The sequence below is a fragment of the Pseudovibrio denitrificans JCM 12308 genome (assembly GCF_001310815.1).
In the GTDB taxonomy this organism is placed as follows: Bacteria; Pseudomonadota; Alphaproteobacteria; order Rhizobiales; family Stappiaceae; genus Pseudovibrio; species Pseudovibrio denitrificans.
The window spans coordinates 151896-168735 of sequence record NZ_BAZK01000003.1 but is presented as its reverse complement, the minus strand read 5'-3'; the positions used below and the strand labels follow the sequence as shown (position 1 = coordinate 168735).

10 protein-coding genes and 2 pseudogenes are annotated in these 16840 nt (G+C 55.3%); 1 reads left to right on the top strand and 11 read right to left on the bottom strand.

Features of this window, described 5'->3' with window-relative positions; genetic code table 11:
• Positions 1-108: 108 nt before the first annotated feature.
• The 5 genes from addA to JCM12308_RS04265 form a co-directional block, all read right to left on the bottom strand.
• On the bottom strand, positions 109-3579 hold the full coding sequence (gene addA, locus JCM12308_RS04290) for a double-strand break repair helicase AddA (protein ID WP_054782961.1): 3471 nt from the start codon (positions 3577-3579) through the stop codon (positions 109-111).
• Positions 3579-6701, bottom strand: a complete 3123-nt coding sequence (addB, locus tag JCM12308_RS04285; protein ID WP_054782960.1) for a double-strand break repair protein AddB — start codon at positions 6699-6701, stop codon at positions 3579-3581. Before addB ends, addA begins: the two co-directional genes overlap by 1 nt.
• Before the next feature lie 150 nt (positions 6702-6851).
• Complete coding sequence (locus tag JCM12308_RS04280) at positions 6852-7298, bottom strand: GNAT family N-acetyltransferase (RefSeq protein ID WP_054782959.1); 447 nt, start codon at positions 7296-7298, stop codon at positions 6852-6854.
• 73 nt (positions 7299-7371) lie between these two features.
• A complete protein-coding gene (locus JCM12308_RS04275; RefSeq protein WP_164845259.1) occupies positions 7372-8037 on the bottom strand; it encodes a hypothetical protein in 666 nt (221 codons plus the stop codon).
• A gap of 826 nt (positions 8038-8863) precedes the next feature.
• Positions 8864-9400, bottom strand: a complete 537-nt coding sequence (locus JCM12308_RS04265) for a winged helix-turn-helix transcriptional regulator (RefSeq protein ID WP_054782956.1) — start codon at positions 9398-9400, stop codon at positions 8864-8866.
• Between the two features lie 40 nt (positions 9401-9440).
• On the opposite strand from JCM12308_RS04265, the gene JCM12308_RS04260 reads away from it, so the two are divergent.
• Positions 9441-9818 (top strand): VOC family protein, encoded by a 378-nt coding sequence (locus JCM12308_RS04260; protein ID WP_174519175.1) that lies wholly within the window; start codon positions 9441-9443, stop codon positions 9816-9818.
• Positions 9819-10030: 212 nt separating this feature from the next.
• Here JCM12308_RS04260 and JCM12308_RS04255 read toward each other — a convergent pair.
• The 6 genes and pseudogenes from JCM12308_RS04255 to ahcY form a co-directional block, all read right to left on the bottom strand.
• Positions 10031-10764, bottom strand: a pseudogene (locus JCM12308_RS04255) (nucleotidyltransferase family protein).
• A gap of 31 nt (positions 10765-10795) precedes the next feature.
• Positions 10796-12307: a tRNA (adenosine(37)-N6)-threonylcarbamoyltransferase complex ATPase subunit type 1 TsaE gene (gene tsaE / locus JCM12308_RS04250; RefSeq protein WP_054782955.1), complete on the bottom strand. Its 1512-nt coding sequence runs from the start codon at positions 12305-12307 to the stop codon at positions 10796-10798.
• Between the two features lie 250 nt (positions 12308-12557).
• On the bottom strand, positions 12558-14213 hold the full coding sequence (locus JCM12308_RS04245; RefSeq protein ID WP_208978244.1) for a sensor histidine kinase: 1656 nt from the start codon (positions 14211-14213) through the stop codon (positions 12558-12560).
• Positions 14213-14569: a hypothetical protein gene (locus JCM12308_RS28980; protein ID WP_208978243.1), complete on the bottom strand. Its 357-nt coding sequence runs from the start codon at positions 14567-14569 to the stop codon at positions 14213-14215. The genes JCM12308_RS04245 and JCM12308_RS28980 overlap by 1 nt, the downstream gene beginning before the upstream one ends.
• Positions 14539-15072 carry a hypothetical protein gene (locus tag JCM12308_RS28975; RefSeq protein ID WP_208978242.1) on the bottom strand — a complete coding sequence of 178 codons (534 nt, stop codon included), beginning with the start codon at positions 15070-15072 and terminating at the stop codon, positions 14539-14541. The genes JCM12308_RS28980 and JCM12308_RS28975 overlap by 31 nt, the downstream gene beginning before the upstream one ends.
• 317 nt (positions 15073-15389) lie before the next feature.
• Positions 15390-16789 (bottom strand): annotated as a pseudogene (ahcY, locus tag JCM12308_RS04240) (adenosylhomocysteinase).
• Between the last annotated feature and the right edge of the window lie 51 nt (positions 16790-16840).

Genomic DNA, 16840 nt, shown 5'->3' with positions numbered 1-16840 from the left:
CCTCTTTTCATAATCCAGTTTGAGTCGCCCCCAACTGAGCAAACTCTGTTGTCCTGAAAGTAAGAACGCAAGTGCCGAGCGTCAAGCGAACGAATTCTCAACATTCGGCTAGAATTTAAAAGATTTCATCAGTTCCACTGGTATTTCTATCAGCCGGGGACCTGACGTATAGAGGAGCAGTGCTCTTATTCTCTTATCCGGATAAAGCTCAGAAAGCAGTTTTCTGTAAACAGCCAGCTGCGCAACATACGTTTCGGAGACGTCCTGCACGCTTCTTGGCACATAGGCATTTGTCTTGAAGTCGAGAATGATCACTTCTTCGTCATTGACCAGCAGTCGGTCAATCAGGCCGAAGATTTCGACTGGTTTGCCATCCTCTCCCGTGAGCATGCCCTGAATAGGAACTTCGGCTCGACCATTGGCACTGAACAGCTCAGCAAACTCCGGTGTGCCCAGCGTGCCCAGCACATCATCCAGCAGGCGTTCCCGTTTATCCTCAAAGCGCTCCGGCAGAGAACTGGCGAGGAACCGTTCCGCAGAGACTATGCGTTGATCTTCCGGTAGATCCGGCAGGAACTCTAGCAAGCGGTGGACGATACGACCGCGGACCAGAGGCCAGTCTTCCGGTTGGCGGGCGGCTTCCAGAGCGTCTTTCGGGTCTTGTTGCTCGATGCTTTCCTTTGCTTCCATCTCCTCAAACGCAGCAGATGGCTTCAGGCGGCGGATACGTTCGGGGGCGCTGACGTTTTTGGAAATCCACTCGGGCATTGCTGCCTGTTGTTGGCTTTCTGCCTTTTCGGACTGCGGCAGCACCGGTTCTGGCTTTTCGATGCCGCCCTTGGTCCAGATCCATGCGGATACTTCACCACTGGCAGCTGTTTGTTCGCGCGCTTCCTCAATCAATCCGTTGCGGGTGAGTGTGTACCAGCATTCATCATGAGGACCGCGCTTTGGTGACCAACCACAGACAACGAGGCGGTCTTTTGCGCGGGTAAGTGCCACATAGAGTAGGCGGCGGTATTCTTCTTTCTGCTCATCCGCCAGTAGCTCCAGCGCTTCCTCATGCCAAGCGGTGCGCTGTGCTTTATTGGGCAGCCAGACGAGAGCGGGGGCAGCTTCCGTATCCCCTGCCCGCTGCTTTTCAACCATCACCGGCGCATGCAGGCTGGAGACGGGCGCATTACAGCCATCAGCGAGGATAACATAGGGCGCTTCCAGACCTTTGGAGCCGTGGACCGTCATGATGCGGACCATGCCTTTGGCGGCGTTCAGCTCTCGCTTGATCTCGGTTGGCGCTTCCGCCAGCCAAGCGAGGAAGCCTTCCATGCCGGGTGTGCCGCTCTTCTCATAGGTGAGCGTTAATGAAAGGAACTCATCAAGCACATCATCGACCTCAGTGCCGAGACGTTCACGGAACTTCTGGCGGTAGCCGTCTGTGCCCATGATTTTGGCGTAGAACTCGAACGGCGGCACGAAGTCGGCGCGGTCACGCCAGGTTTCCAGCTGCTTGCGGACGATTTGCCACTTCTCGCTGTTTTCTGATTTTCTCAGTAGCTCATGCCAGAGAGTGCCCGGTCTTAGAACGCCCGGTGTTTCGTGGGCGATCTCGAAGAGGTCGTCATCCAGCAGGCCGAAAAGTGGGCTTTTGAGAACGCAGGCGAGAGACAGGTCATCTTCCGGCAGCAGGATAAAGCGGCCCAGCGCGACGAGGTCTTTGACGGCGATGTGGTCTGTGAGGACAAGGCGGTCAGAGCCTGCGGCAGGCACATCCAAGCGTTTGAGTTCGCGGTTGAGTGCTTCCACAAACGGACCACGCTTGCGGACGAGGACGAGAACATCTCCCGGTCCAGCGATGTTGCGCTCATCCCAGTCCCTGATCTGCTCAGCAATGCGGGTGGCGAGGCGCAGCATTGGGTTGCCGGTGCCGATGGCGTCAATCGGCTGCGTCCAGTCATCCGGTTCGAGCGTTTCAACGGCTTCTTCCAGAGGCCAGATTTCTACCCGACCCGGATCATTGTGGCGGATGGCTTCGTGAACTGGCGCGACGTTGTCCTGCGACAGGCCTTTGTAGGTTTCCGGCGTGTCGAACACCTTATCAACTGCGCCCAGCACATCTGGCGTGGAGCGGAAGGAGAGGTTGAGCTCGATACCCTCGAAGTTCTTCTGCGCTTCCTCAGCTCTGCGGGCGAAGAACTTGCGCATTTCGGCGAAGTAAGCCGGGACGGCACCCTGGAAGGAGTAGATGGACTGCTTCTCATCTCCCACCGCGAAGATGGTGCGGACTTTCTCTCGTGCACCATCACCAGCGAAGAATTCTTCGGCCAGTGCGCGGATCACCTCCCACTGGCGGGGGCTGGTGTCCTGTGCTTCATCCACGAGAATGTGGTCGAGGCCCTGATCCAGTTTGTACTGCACCCATTGGGCGGCTTCAGCTCGAGACAGGAGCTGCGCAGATTTTACCACCAGATCTTCAAAGTCGAGGTAGCCGCGACGGAGTTTTTCCGTCTCGTAGTAGCGCAAAACCGCATCTGAGAGGGTGAGGATCGCTTTTGTACCGGAAACCGTTATGACGGCATTCTGGTGTTGCAAAGCTTCCAGCACGCGCATTTGCTCGGCGAACAAGCGCTCGACAACTTCCGGGAAGGCGGTTTGCACCTTCTTGGTGGCGAGGGATTTGCGAGGGCCTAGGGTACCTGTGAGGAAGATCTTCAGCCATGCAATGCGCCAGGCTTCGTCGCTTTTGAGTGTGATTGCCTGATCCAGAGCATTGGCGCGGTCCTGATCTGTCTTGGAGCCAACGCGTAAGGCTTCTGCAAACGCTTTTACTTCGTCATCACTGAGAGAACAATTCCGTCGCAACGCAGATGCAAAGCCAGATATATCATCTTCCGGCATGACGGAGAAATCAGCGTATAGCGCGGAAATGGCGCTCTCCAGATCGCCGTAAGGAGCAACCCAGCGGTAGAACGCATCACGGCGGCTGATCAGCTCTGAGAGAGCTTTTTCGACGCCAGAATCCGGTAATAGCTCGATAAGCTGGGACAGGGCTGACCCGATATCTGACTCAGGCTCAATCTCTGCACGGTGCAGGATGCTAGCGCGGGCTTCGTTGAGCAGCTCTTCGGCCAAGCGGTCATCCAGCACGGAGAAGTGGCCGGCGACGTTGGCTTCCAGCGGGAACTGGTGGAGCAGCGCTTCACAGAACGCGTGGATGGTCTGGATCTTCAGACCGCCCGGCGTTTCCAGCGCTTTTGCGAAGAGGCGGCGGGCATTTGCCAGTTGCTTGGGCGAGGTTGGACGACCTTCGATGTCCTCAATCTCGGCGGCCAGCTCTGCATCGCTCAGCTGTGTCCACTTGGCGAGGGAATCGAATACGCGGGTTGCCATCTCCGCCGCTGCTGCCTTGGTGAAAGTGAGGCAGAGGATGCGAGACGGGTCAGTGCCGGACAGGAGCAAGCGGACCACGCGTCGGGCGAGCACGAAGGTTTTACCGGAGCCTGCGTTGGCGCTCACCCACGCTGAGTTTTCAGGATGCGCGGCGCGTTGCTGGCTATCGAGGGTTTTTGCTGGGATATCCATTATGCGTCCTCCCCGTCTTCTCCGAGGGACCATTCCTGCACGCGGGCGAGATGATCATAGGAGGCGGCCCATTCCCTCTCCTTCAGCACACGCGCTCTGGAGAGGTAGCCTTTGCGCGGGTTTTCATAGGCGGCGACCAGCTGTTCCAGACGTTTCCATGCTTCTTCTGAGAGTTCTTCGGCGGTGCTTTCCTTTGGCACGCGGCTTTCCAGCTTCACGGCATCACTGCCGCCTTTCAGTTGAATATAGAGCATGTCAGAGATTGGCATGTCGTGGGGTAGATCCTCAAAGCCTTTGCGGCGGATCATGGCGACTTCCAGCGGCAACTGCGGTGAGAGCAGCGCTTCCACTTGTTTGGCAGAGGGTGGCTGGCCGGTTTTGTAGTCTACCACGCGTAGGGTGTTGTCTTTCATCTGGTCGATGCGGTCGGCACGGCCTGTGAGGGTGAAGTTGCGTTCCGGGCGTGGCATTTCTACTTTGCCGTACTCTTCCAGAAAGCGGTCATAGATTTTTGGCGCGACTTCGCCTTCATAGGCGACGAACTCTTCTGCAATGCGCTCAAAGCGCGGCCACCACAGGGCGCGGATGGCCGGGAACGCATCCAGCGGGCGAAACAGGCGGCCTCCCTCGGTCAGCAGGGCGCGGACGGCTTTTTCATCAAACGGGCCATCCCAATCCTCAAGGAAGTTGGCCAGCGCATCATGGATGATGTTGCCTTTGTCGGCAGCTCCCGGTTCTCCGCCAATCGGGTCCACTTCATCCAGCTTGAGCACGTGCCTGGCGTAGATGAGGTATGGATCGCGGATCAGGTTTTCGATGGCTGTTACAGAGAGTTGTACCGGACGAGCTTCCACTGGTGGCTTTGGTTCCGGGCGCTTGGCTGGGCGCACTGGTGTTTCGGAACGGTCCAGCACGTGGGCCATTTCCGTGTAGCGTTTGCCTTTGGCGCGCATCTGCTGCTCAACGCTCTGACCAGCCAGCGTCACGATGCGCTGGAGCCAGCGGGAAGCCACAGTTGGGGAGCCATCGACACGCTCAGAACGAGAAAGCACCACTTCCGGCGCACCGAGGTTCCAGAGGAAATCGTGGGCGGAGGTGCCGATTTTGCGTTCTGGCGGATCGAGGCCGATCTGGCCTTTCATAGGACGGTTGAGCCATGGATCGTTGCGGGTGCGCTGCGGCCATGTGCCTTCGTTCAGGCCGCCAAGGACGACGAGGTCGTAACGCTGCAGGCGGGCTTCCATAGGGCCAAGCAGGTGGATGCGTGGATCAGCTGGTGTGCGGGAGCGGACAGCTCCACCGGTAATCAGCGCGCCAAACACACCGGGCCATTCATTGGCAGGCACGCAGAGGCCAGCGGCATCAGCTTCTAGCAGGGCCGTCAGAGTTTCGGCCAGTGCCTTACCATTTTCCTTTTCAAACAGCTCTGCCGTAGAGCCGTTTTCATCAGCCCCGAGGAGCAGGACTGCATCCACATGGGTCTTGATCAGCTCTTCAACCGGGATTTCATTGGGATTTTGCAGCAGAGCTTCCAGTGGGCCAAGGGCTTGCTCCAGACGGTCCAGCAGGGTGTTGATGGCGTCCCAGTCCTCCTCCACCAGCTTGCGCCAGCGGGCCACGGGTCTATCAGCTTTCTCCATGGCCTGATCGTGGGCTGCTTCCACGGCTTCACGCAGGCCGCTCAGGCCCGGTCTTGGGTGCGGGCCACGCAGTACGCCGCGTTCCAGAGCACGGGCGGCAGAGCGGACTTCTTTAGCCTTCATGCCGAGGAAGGCGAGTGGGTGTTTGAGCAAGGCCAGCAGGTTGACTGGATCGAGACCCTGCAAAGCAAGCTTTGCCGTAAGAATGGCAAGCACCATAGGCGGTGTTTGTTCCAGCGGGCGACCTGCCGTGTCATCAACGATGATACCCCAACGGGTTAGTTCTGAAGCGACACGGCGCGCCAGTGTTCTGTCTGGTGAGATCAACGCAGTGGTTTTGCCTGCTTCCACCGCTTCACGCAGCAGTAGAGCGATGGAGAGGGCTTCTTCCGCTTCATTGCGCGCTGTGATCAGCTGCGTTCCTGCGAAGGCGGTTTCTCGGTGCTCTGCCAGTTCTGAAGTGAAGAAGCTCTGCCACTCTTCCGTTGTTTCAGCCGGGCGAAGCGCTTCGTTGACGATCTCGCAGCGCAGGCGCAAAGCTTCGCTTTCCGGTGCACCGAGCTGGGTGACGTCTTCGCGCTTTACGCCCAGCGCCAGGAGCAACTGGCGGAGGCTGTATTGCGGGTGTCCCGGCACGCGCTGTGGTTCTGACGGGCTGCCAAGTGCCTCCCAGCTTTCTGCGTCCATGCCACTATCGAGCGCTGGCAGCACCAGTGCACCGTTTTCAAGGCTGAGTACGGCTTTCATCAGCTCAGCAGTGGCCGGGAATGAACCGGTTGCCCCTGCCACAATCACCGGACCACGTGGCCGGGTAGTGCGCAGGCGAGCAGCTTCTGCCCGAATGAGGGCTGAGCGGCGCTCCTTCGGGTCCATCATGCCGATGGTCTTCAGGTGCTCAGGCCATAGATCGGTGACGATCTTGAGGAACTCAAGTGTGATCTTCCAGTACTCGGCATGATCTTCAGGAACAAGACTGTCCAGTTCTGCCCAGCTGGCTTCTTCTGTCTGCACCTCATCCATCAGCGTCAGCAGATTGCCTGCGAGCCATGCGGCATCCGCGGAGGACGCTGGAACGCGGGCTGGGTCATCTTCTTTAAGCTGCAGGATCTGACGGCGGAGCTGGCCCTTCCATGCCCAGACAAGACGGGTCATGGCCAGTTTGCGTTCCATGGTGGACATGGCAGGCGGCAGTGCCTCACCATCTCCGTGGCCTTTCAGGATGTGCTCTTCCTCATCCACGTCGCCCAGCGGCAGGATTTTGGGCAGCAGCGCAGCTTTAGCACCCAAAGCTTTGCGCAGGACATCCGGCAGGGTTCTGGCAGCACGGCGTGTGGGCACATAGATGGTGACATCGGCCAGCGCCATCGGATCATCATCCGCCTGAAAACCCGGAATCAGCTGGCCTGAAAGCAACGCTTCCACAGTTGCTTGCAGAAATGGCGTGGATGGAGAAACGCTGAAAATATTTGGGGTGGCCGCCACCGGAGCCTCCTGAAAAGAACCGAATGCTCCTTTTTAATAGAGTTTTTCGCGGAGCACACAGCAAAAAGCGTGGTGAGTTTTTATATCCCCGCGAGATTGGTGATGAACCTGACTGCTTTTGTTTTTGACGGTGCATCCGCTTGCATCATCTCAAAGCTGGTCTTCCTGAACCAGTGGCTCCAATGCTTTGCTCAGAACTGAGTTGCCTTCTTTTGTTTCGAGAAGTTCCCAGGAACAGCCGGTGTAAAGGGTTGCGTATTCTGTATAAACAAACAGCTTGGTTATGCTCTGCAAAGCAGCTGCCCTTTCGGCTGCTCTTATCAGTTTTGAAGCAATGCCTTGCCCCCGGTGCTCTGGAGCAACCAGCAACGCGTTGATCCAGATAGAGTTCGTCGTGTTCTGAGGTTCTGGGGCTATTGTAAACGCCAGTCCACCGATGAGCTTCCCCTCTTCGCTTATTGCCAGCAAGGGGGCTGGAGCTTCAAGACCGTTCAGCCTGAGGTCAACCGGGTCCATCTCCCCCCATTCCTGAGCAAACCAATCGCACAGCTGAGACAGAAAATGGGGTGCATCATCGGAACTCAGAATTAATGTCATTTATGTCTCCGATGAGGATCATGATGCCTGACAGATAACAAAAGCACGGTGTGCTTTTAAATCCCCGCGAGTTTCATATTGTGGCTGATTTCTTATGCGCCCGATAAACCAATAGGGCGTACAAAATCACAAATATAGGTGTTGCCAGCAAAGACAGGGTGCTTATGACAACCATGATCATATAGGCAGTATCATTTGATGTTTCATCTCGCAGGCCGCCCATAATCTCGAATACAGCGTGTTCCAGATTGAGTGCGACAAGCGCTGTCACGATCAATGTAAGAGGCAAAACTGTAGCCACAAAAACAGTTCGCCCACTAAGTTTTGCGCTCCTTTGCAAGAAGACTGCAAACAGCGCGACTCGCCAACCCGCAACAATGGCGAGAAACAACATGTTGGCGATTTGTGCATTTTGAAGCGACATAAAGCGCTCAACAGGAATGGCGTAAAAAGCGGCAGGAAGGGAGGTTAAACTAATGAAGAGAAGGATGTTTTTGTAACTAAAGTTCTTTGGCTTCAAAGGTTGAGTGATCGCCCACACCAGACCAGCTAAAACAAAGATATATAGAACAGAACCAAAGCCTGCGTACTGCCACAGCTGCGCGGAAGGATGATCCCAATATCTTCCGATCCCAACCAGCCAGGTTACGAGCAGCCCCCACGCCAGATAGGCTGAATAGTACTTGCCTAATGGTGGCTTGATGGGACGGAACAGAAGAAAATCGATCTGATCCTTCAATATTCGCCTGAAAACTGGCTGCATGCTTGTTCTCGTCAAAAACACATTCAACTAAATCGCTTGATTGCCCCTGTCTGAGAGGCTGTAATCTCATCATGTTGCAACGGGAGATCGGAGACAAGCAACCGAGTTGTTGCTTTTCATGCCCTTGCATTTTTGGGGATGCGAGTGGCATCCAAGCTAAAGCGGCCTTATCCTCGCTTATTGCCAGCAAAGGGGATGGCCCTTTCAGATCGTTGTGCCCGAGGTCAACCGGTCCATCTCCCTCCATTCCTGAACAAACCAGTCACACAGCTGTTTCAGAAAATGAGGTGCATCATCGGAACTCAGGATCAAGGTCATTTATGTCTCCGGTGAGGTTCATGTCATATGCCGACAAACCATTTGGTTTCTGCGAGGCGGGACACTCATTTACAGCACACTTTCAGACTATTTCTCCATTTTTGAAGGGATACCCCCAGTCAGTTAACAACGCTAAACTGGTAACATGACAAAGAAGACAAATCTGATCCTTCTGAAAGTCTCATTTGCATTCACTATGGTCTGGCTTCTGGCCTTCTCTATCAATGAGAGTAAAACGGTATTCGGAATTCTGACGGCCTTAGGGCTCGCAGGCTTCGCCACTCTATTCTTCAGCATATTTTCGTATTTATTATCTGCCAGCTACATACACATAACCAGCAGAGACAAATACATCGTCGAGCGAACCAAGAGCTATCCCTTAGCAAACATGCTCTGGACGGATATAGACGACTATCTTCCTCCAGATCGGAAGCGTGGCTAGTCTTACAAAGCGTTGTTTGTCTGATTGCTCTGGTGGCCTCACTCACACCTGCAAATCAATTGCGCGGTTGATTTGGATGCCGGTGTTGGCGGCGCAGTAGGTGGGGAATGGGACGCGTTGGGTTGTGTTGATGTCCCGCCTGATCCATTCCCTCTCTTCCAGCCTGACCAGTGAAGCTGACAGTGCGCGGTCCGTGATCGTTGCCAGATCTGTCCGGATTGATGAGAAGCGTTGCGGTGTGGCTGTTAGGGCCAGAATTGGCACTGTCCAGCTTTTGCGCAGCAGGGAGAACTCATTGTCATTGGGGACGGCGTTCACGATCCTGCTGGCGATTTCAGCGGCGCGAACACCTTTTGGCGTCAGGCGAAATTCCGGGCGCAACGGGTGACCATGACCGGGATTTCGCTCCAACAGGCCGAGTCCTACAAGATGCTCAAGACTTGCAGCGAACGATGTACGGCTCGCCCCTGACGCAGCCAGCAGCGGAGCCTGCCTGCCGGGAACACCAGCGTGCAAGTGAGCCAGAATATTTAGAGACCAAGCCCGAGATGTGAGCTTGACAAGCGTCGCAATGTCCATAAAGTATAGTTACTTTATTTTTTACTGAAAGGGAAGTTTCATGTCGCTTGTTTCTTTGGAAAATACGATCACATTGTCAATCTCTGTGCGTGACCGCCACGCGAGCGCGGAATGGTACAGCTCCATGCTTGGTTTTGAGCTGAAGCATCACATTGATGAAGCTGGCTGGAGCGAAATGCATACCAAAACCCTAGGCGTTACACTGGGTCTGGGCGAGCAGACCGAGCCGAAGCCGGGCAACACTGTGCCAGTGTTTGGCGTTGCCGACATTGAAAGTGCACGCGGAGCCATGGAAGGTGCTGGCGTGAAGTTCGATGGCCCTACTGAGACCATCGAAGGCATGGTCAGCATTGCGACCTTCTACGATCCAGACGGAAACGCGATGATGTTGGCGCAGGATCTGACAGTCTTTGCCTGATAACGAAGGATACTGCCCGTTTCGCGGTGTCCTATCGTTTTTAATGCATGCGCTGTGGTTTGGATGACTGAGCCGCAGCGTTTCGCGTGCCCGTATCGTGGACGCGTCGCATCCTCACTGCATGGCAGGCCATGCGGTGGTTTTAGCACTTCAGTTTTGGAAAGTGAGCTGAGGCGGCCCGCGTGGGTTTGCGGGCCTATCCTTTAAAGAGGTTAGTTGGCGCTGTTTGCGATTGCTCGTTCAGCGTCGTCGAGGCCTTGAGGCGTTCCAACGTGCAACCAGAGGCCATCGCCTTCAACACCAAAGAGGCGACCACTCTCAATTGCTTTATCGAACAGCACATTAAGGGAGAATGGACCTTCCGGCGTGTTTTGGAAGAGGCGCGGATGGATCATGGCAGTGCCTGAGTAGATGAAAGGCGCTACGGAGCGCTCATCGCGGCGTTCCAGTCTGCCTTCGTTGTCCATCAGGAAGTCGCCTTTGCCGTCATAGCAACAGCATTCACTGTTGGGGCAAGCAGCATCAGCATATCCATGTTCTCGTCATCCCAGGTCTCTACCAGCAGGTCGAGATTTGGCTTAACGCCTTCCAGCCAGAAGCTGTCGGAGTTTTTGAGGATGAACGGATCGGTTCCGAGCATTGGCAGGGCTTTTTTGATGCCGCCGCCCGTGTCCAGTAGCTCATCGCGCTCGTCGGAGATCTTGACGTCCAGCCCTTCAAACTTGCGGGCGTGGCTTTCAACCAGATCTGCCAGGTAGTGCACGTTGACAACGCATGTTTCGAGGCCAGCTTCCTTCAAACGGGATGCTGCGCGCGCAAACATCGACTTACCGTCCACCTCGATGAGGGGTTTTGGTGTGGTCGCCGTCAGGGGCCGCATGCGTTTGCCCAGCCCTGCGGACAAAACCATAGCCGCTTTAGGATGGAAGGAGATTTCTTTAGGCATCGAGTTGTCTCTGTCGTTTTGTTCTCTTGTATCAGCTGTCACTTTGCCTCGTCTCATTTGACGAGAGTATGACGTTGAACATTGGTTTGAGGCTTACTTCCCCTAATTGTGCAAAGCACTGCCGCACGTAATTGCGGATGCGAGGAAGCATCTCCATGTATTTAGGTTTTCCGAGCTGCTTATCAAGACGTACAAAAGCCCCGAGGATTTTGGCATTGCGCTGCAAGGCCAACACAGCAACAGCATTCCGAAACGCCATTTCATCAAAAATGGGTTTATTCTTTCTTGCCAAGTCGCAATATCGTTGCAGCAAATGCTCCTGAAGGTCCTCCGGCATATCAACGCGGGCGTCGTATACGAGAGAAGCAACGTCGTAGGCGGCAGGGCCCACCATTGCATCTTGGTAGTCAATTAAACCTAGCTTATTGAGCCCGGTTTCTTCTGGCAACCACATGATATTCGGGCTGTGGTAATCCCGCAGAAGCAATGTTGGCTCACTTTGGAGGACTAGCTCCAACAGCTCCTTCCATGCTTCCACGTAGTCTTTGCTTTCCTGCTCCGTTGCCGGTTTGCCGTTGGCGTAAGGCAGATACCATTGCAGATAGAGGTCTGCTTCAGTGATCAGCACTTCAAAGTCGCAGGACTTGAGCTGATGGGTTTTGCCGTCAGCGTGCAGTTCGGTCTTCCAATCACAGCTGTGCAGGCGAGCGATGTCGTCAATGGCCAGCTCATAGCGTTCTTTTACGGCCTCACCGTTTTCGGTGATGATTTGGTCGCCAAAGTCTTCCAGCAATGCGAGGCCGTTTTCCGGATCAGCTGCCAGACGCTTTGGAACGCGAAATCCTTGCTCGGCCAAGGCGTTGCCAATGGCGAAGAATGCGGTCACATCCTTGGCGCGATGCACGGTTTCGCCGTATGTCTTGCCGGAGGGCAGAAGCGGCTCTGCCCCTGTTGGCGGACTATCCATAAAGACGACTGTCTCACCCTCTTTGTGAAGGCGAAAATAGGTGCGCATAGAAGCATCGCCCTGTACATGCTCGCGCTCTGCGTCGATCCAGCCTGCGTCTTTCAGCAGGGCACGACGGGCGGCGAGGCGATCAAGGCGGTTCTGCCAGCTTTCTGAGTTGGCTGTGAGGGTGATTTCGCGGGTATCCGGCTCAGTGCCTTCGATCAGCTTCAGATCCAGCGCTTCTGGCCAGTAGGATGGATCTCCCATTTCAGGCCATTCGATCAGCGCGACGCCGGTTTCCAGATATTCATCGAGGCCTAGTTCTTCCAGCTCTTCCGGCTCTTCAATGCGGTAGAGGTCAAAATGCGCGACGGGCATTCTGGTAAGATCATAGGTTTGGACCAGCGTGAAGGTTGGGCTTGGGACTTCCAGATGAGGATCAGCTGCCAGATGGCGCAGGAGTGCCCTGCTGAGCGTGGATTTGCCTGTGCCCAGATCTCCGGAAAGAGCGAGCACGTCTCCCTCTTTCAGCAGTTCAGCCAGATCCGCAGCAAAAAGCTCAGTCGCTCTCTGGTCTTCGAGAAGTACCTTCATTCAGTTCGCCTCACGAGCAGCTGCAGCAATCACATTCACGCAGGCTGCTCTCACCCTTTATCTTTACGCATGCACCTGAGTGAGCTTTAGCGCCGACCTCTCAAGATTACGTAGTCATCTGATAGAATGCATTGCGCCCTTCTGCAAAGGCGTGACGCATCCGGAATTCTTCAAGAGTAAGCACTTGCCAAAACCAGCAAGGGAACTCAAGCCCCAGAGGCCTTTATCTTTCTGAAAACTGAAGGATGAGTTATTCCGCCGCTTCCAGCGAATGGATGTGCGGCTCCAATGGGAAGGTGCAATCCACTGTGGTGCCCTGCCCTTCCTCAGAGGTGATATCAACCGTACCACCGTGTAGTTCGACGAAGCTCTTCACGATGGAAAGGCCAAGGCCCACGCCCTGACGGTTTCCGCCTGCTCCGCGGCCCACAAAGCGGGAGAAGACCTGCTCCAGCATCTCCTGAGGGATGCCGGCGCCGTGGTCTTTGATGCGGAAGCGGATTTCGTTCTCTTCACGCTGACAGCTGATGTCGACCAGACCGCCTTTGTCGGAATACCGGATCGCGTTGGAGAGCAGGTTGAAGAGGACCTGACGGAGACGGCGTTCATCGGCTTTGAGGATGCCAATGTCATCCGGCATGTGCGTGCGCAGAGTGATATCGGATTCGACCAGACGATCTTTCAGGCCTTCAACTGCCTCGGATACGGTCTGCGCCACATCGACTTCGGAGATCTCCAGCTCCATGATGCCTGCATCAACGGTCGCCAGATCAAGGATGTCGTTGATGATGTGCAGTAGTGCGGAAGACGACGACAGAATGTAGTCGGTGTATTCTTCCTGCTTTGGAGACAGATCGCCGAACTTGGCATCACCCAGCAACTGCGCAAAGCCGATGATGGTGGTCAGAGGCGAGCGCAGCTCGTAGGACACGTGCTGAATGAACGCGTTCTTGAGCTGGTCGGCTTCCTGCAACGCATCGTTGGTTGCGTGCAGGGCGCGCTCTACGTTGACGGTGTCGGTAACATTCACGAAGGTGAGCAGCGTGCCGCCATCTGGTAGTGGGACGGTGACGTAGTCGATGACCGATCCGTCGATGCGTTCCATACGGCCCGAGACGCTGGTGCGGTTATCGGACAGGCCTGTCACACCGCGCGCAAGCTCTTGCCAGCGATCGGAATCGCCCATCAGCTCTCTGCAGTTATCCAGTAGGTCATTGACGTGTGGAGCGCCTTCCAAGAACTCTTGAGAGAGTCCCCAAATCTCAGCAAAGGCTGGGTTGGAGAGGCGCATGCGTCCGTTGGAGCCGAACACGGCGACAGCTTCGGTCAGGTGGTCGAGCGTTTCACGCTGGACGCGGGTGAGCGCGTTGAAGCGGCTTTCCAGATCAAGCTGCTCAGTGACGTTCTCATAGAAGTACGTCACACCACCTTGCGGATGCGGGCTGGCGATCACGCGGAGAGTCCGTCCATCCGGCAGGTGCCACCAGAAAGCCTGTGCATCCAAGGCCTGGTAACATTCCAGATGTTTGGTTCTCCAACCGCGATAGTCAGCCTGCTCTGGCAGTTTGCGAGCTGCGCGAAGGGCGTCGAGCAGCTCGCCTTCTTCCGGCTTGGTCTCCAGGAAGCTCTGATCGATATCCCAGAGGGAGCGATAGGCTGCGTTGTAGAACTGGAGACGATGATCAGCACCAAACACGGCCACAGGTGTTTGAAGCTGATCGAGCGTACGCGTATGGGACTCAAGTGTGCGGCGAAGCTGGCCCTGTACGCGTTCAAGCTCGGAAATGTCCTGAGCAAGGCCGGCATTGCCATGCTCAGAGTTTACGTCGGTCAACTCAAAGACACGCCGCTCGCCCGCTGCCACAACTGGCATCGGTGAGTGATAGACACCATCTGTCTGGCGCATCATGTTGAGTTTGTTGCGACCTTTTGCTTCCAACAGCTCAATCTGATCATCAACACTGTGCGGGTGCTTTCGGCCTCGACGGCATCCACATAAGCGGTGTTGACCCAGACAAGCTGGCCATGGTGATCGCGCTGCCATGCAGGCCCCGGCAGAGCGTCCAACAAGCTGTGAAGCGAGGAGATCTGTTCGCGCAGCTCTTTGTTCTGCTCCGAAAGGCGCGCGCTGAGTTGACGATCTCCTGTGAGGTCACGCAGACGGAGGACTGCCAATCCACCAGCTGTGTGACCGGATGCTTCCAGATAAACCCCATCGATGGTTGTTAAGGTTAACCGGAAGACTTCGCCGTGGCCGCGCAAATGCTCGAGAAAAGCGCGCAGGGCCTCGGCAGATTTGACATCAAGCCAGGTTTCGAACTCAACCAGTTGCGAAAGACCGCCTGAGAGTTCCAGATTTTCTGGCAGATGTCCGGCAACGCGGGATGTTTGGCCTCACCATCCCAGACCAAAAGCAGGCTATCTTCGGTCTCCAGCAAGCTTTCAAGGCGATCGATGCGCGCCATTGCGTCGGCTCTGTCCTGGCGAAGTTGCAGAATGGAGTGTGAGTCATTTCTGCGTATGCGCACGAGCACGACGGAGGCTGCGACAGCGTACAAGGCGATACCGGCCGTTGCCGCGACCCAGACAACCTTGAAGGCGTCAACCGAACTGCCTGAAAGAGCTGGCAGAATATCCATAGCCTGAGAAAAACCAGCGGCACCCAGAAGAGCAAACACAGCAACGCCTAGCAGGTTCAGCACGAGCCTAAACCTTCTCCGCCACTGCACGCTAACACGCGCGTGTTTATGCCAGGATGCTGGCATGTTGTGCCCCTTTCTTCGCCGCCTCAGATTCATGACACACGCCGCATTGGTGTCACGAATCGCGAACAAGTCGCTCAACTGCCTAACTTAACGACTGATTCGACAATCAATGTAACCTGATTGAATTTTCGGAAGAAGAGGATCTTTACAAAAAGTAAACAAATTCTGTGGGCGAAATAATCATCCACTACAATTTATAGTAAGCCCAGCAAGCGCACCCCCAATATATTGAAAGTGAGCTCACTGGGCCTAGTAGAATTCATGGAGTTGTTAACGCTAAGTCCCTTAGCGTTAACAGCAAATGCGGACTGCCTGAATCAGTACTTGTAGTGCTCTGCCTTGAATGGGCCAGTTTTGTCGATGCCAAGGTAGTTGGCCTGATCATCGGTCAGTTCAGACAGGGTTGCACCGAGTTTCTTAAGGTGCAGACGTGCAACCTTCTCATCCAGATGCTTCGGCAGAACGTAAACTTCATTCTTGTAGTCTTCGCCTTTGGTGTGCAGCTCGATCTGAGCCAAAACCTGGTTGGTGAAGCTGGCAGACATTACGAAGGATGGGTGACCCGTTGCGTTGCCGAGGTTCACCAGACGACCTTCAGAGAGAAGGATCAGGCGTTTACCATCCGGATACTCGATCATGTCGACCTGAGGCTTCACATTGCGCCACTTGAAGTTACGCAGTGCAGCAACCTGAATCTCGTTGTCGAAGTGGCCGATGTTACAGACGATCGCCATGTCCTTCATGTCGCGCATGTGGTCAGCGGTGATGACGTCTTTGTTGCCGGTGGTGGTTACAAAGATGTCGCCTTCGCCAATTGCCTGCTCCATGGTTTTGACTTCAAAACCATCCATAGCAGCCTGCAGGGCACAAATTGGGTCGATCTCAGTGACAATCACGCGGGCACCCGCGCCAGACAGGGACTGAGCAGAGCCTTTACCAACGTCGCCATAACCAGCGACAACAGCCACTTTACCAGCCATCATCACATCGGTACCGCGGCGGATGCCGTCTACCAGTGATTCACGACAGCCATAGCGGTTGTCGAACTTGGACTTGGTGACGGAGTCATTCACGTTGATTGCAGGGAATGGCAGGTCGCCCTTCTTCTGCATTTCGTAAAGACGCAGAACGCCTGTCGTCGTTTCTTCAGAAACACCACGGATGTTGGCTTTAACTTTGGAGTAGAAGCCTGGGTCTTTTTCGAGGCGGCGCTTGATCGCAGCGAAGAGAGCTGTTTCTTCTTCGTTGGATGGGTTGTCGAGAACGGATGGGTCTTTCTCAGCTTTTGCGCCGAGAAGAATCATCAGCGTTGCGTCGCCGCCATCATCGAGGATGAGGTTTGCGGTTTCACCGTTGCCCCAGTCGAAGATCTTGTCGGCATAGGACCAGTATTCGTCGAGGGTTTCGCCTTTTTCAGCAAAGACAGGAATACCAGCAGCAGCGATTGCAGCAGCGGCCTGATCCTGCGTGGAGAAGATGTTACAAGACGCCCAGCGGACTTCTGCACCCAGTGCAACGAGGGTTTCAATCAGAACCGCTGTCTGAATGGTCATGTGCAGGGAGCCAGCGATGCGTGCGCCTTTGAGGGGCTTGCTCGCACCAAACTCCTCGCGGCAAGCCATCAGCCTGGCATCTCGGTTTCGGCAATTTCAATTTCAGTACGACCCCACTCTGCAAGTGAGATGTCTTTGACGTAGTAATCTTTAGACGCAGTCATTAAATCTTCCTGAATGCCCGGGCCCATAGTCCCCTCCCGCATGGTTGATGA

Bases quoted from the DNA above. Each gene is read 5' to 3' on its own strand.
- addA (WP_054782961.1), bottom strand. From the start codon at position 3,579: ATGGATATCCCAGCAAAAACCCTCGATAGCCAGCAACGCGCCGCGCAT.
- JCM12308_RS04280 (WP_054782959.1), bottom strand. From the start codon at position 7,298: ATGACATTAATTCTGAGTTCCGATGATGCACCCCATTTTCTGTCTCAG.
- JCM12308_RS04265 (WP_054782956.1), bottom strand. From the start codon at position 9,400: ATGGACATTGCGACGCTTGTCAAGCTCACATCTCGGGCTTGGTCTCTA.
- JCM12308_RS04260 (WP_174519175.1), top strand. From the start codon at position 9,441: ATGTCGCTTGTTTCTTTGGAAAATACGATCACATTGTCAATCTCTGTG.
- tsaE (WP_054782955.1), bottom strand. From the start codon at position 12,307: ATGAAGGTACTTCTCGAAGACCAGAGAGCGACTGAGCTTTTTGCTGCG.
- JCM12308_RS04245 (WP_208978244.1), bottom strand. From the start codon at position 14,213: ATGCGCCAGACAGATGGTGTCTATCACTCACCGATGCCAGTTGTGGCA.
- JCM12308_RS28975 (WP_208978242.1), bottom strand. From the start codon at position 15,072: ATGCCAGCATCCTGGCATAAACACGCGCGTGTTAGCGTGCAGTGGCGG.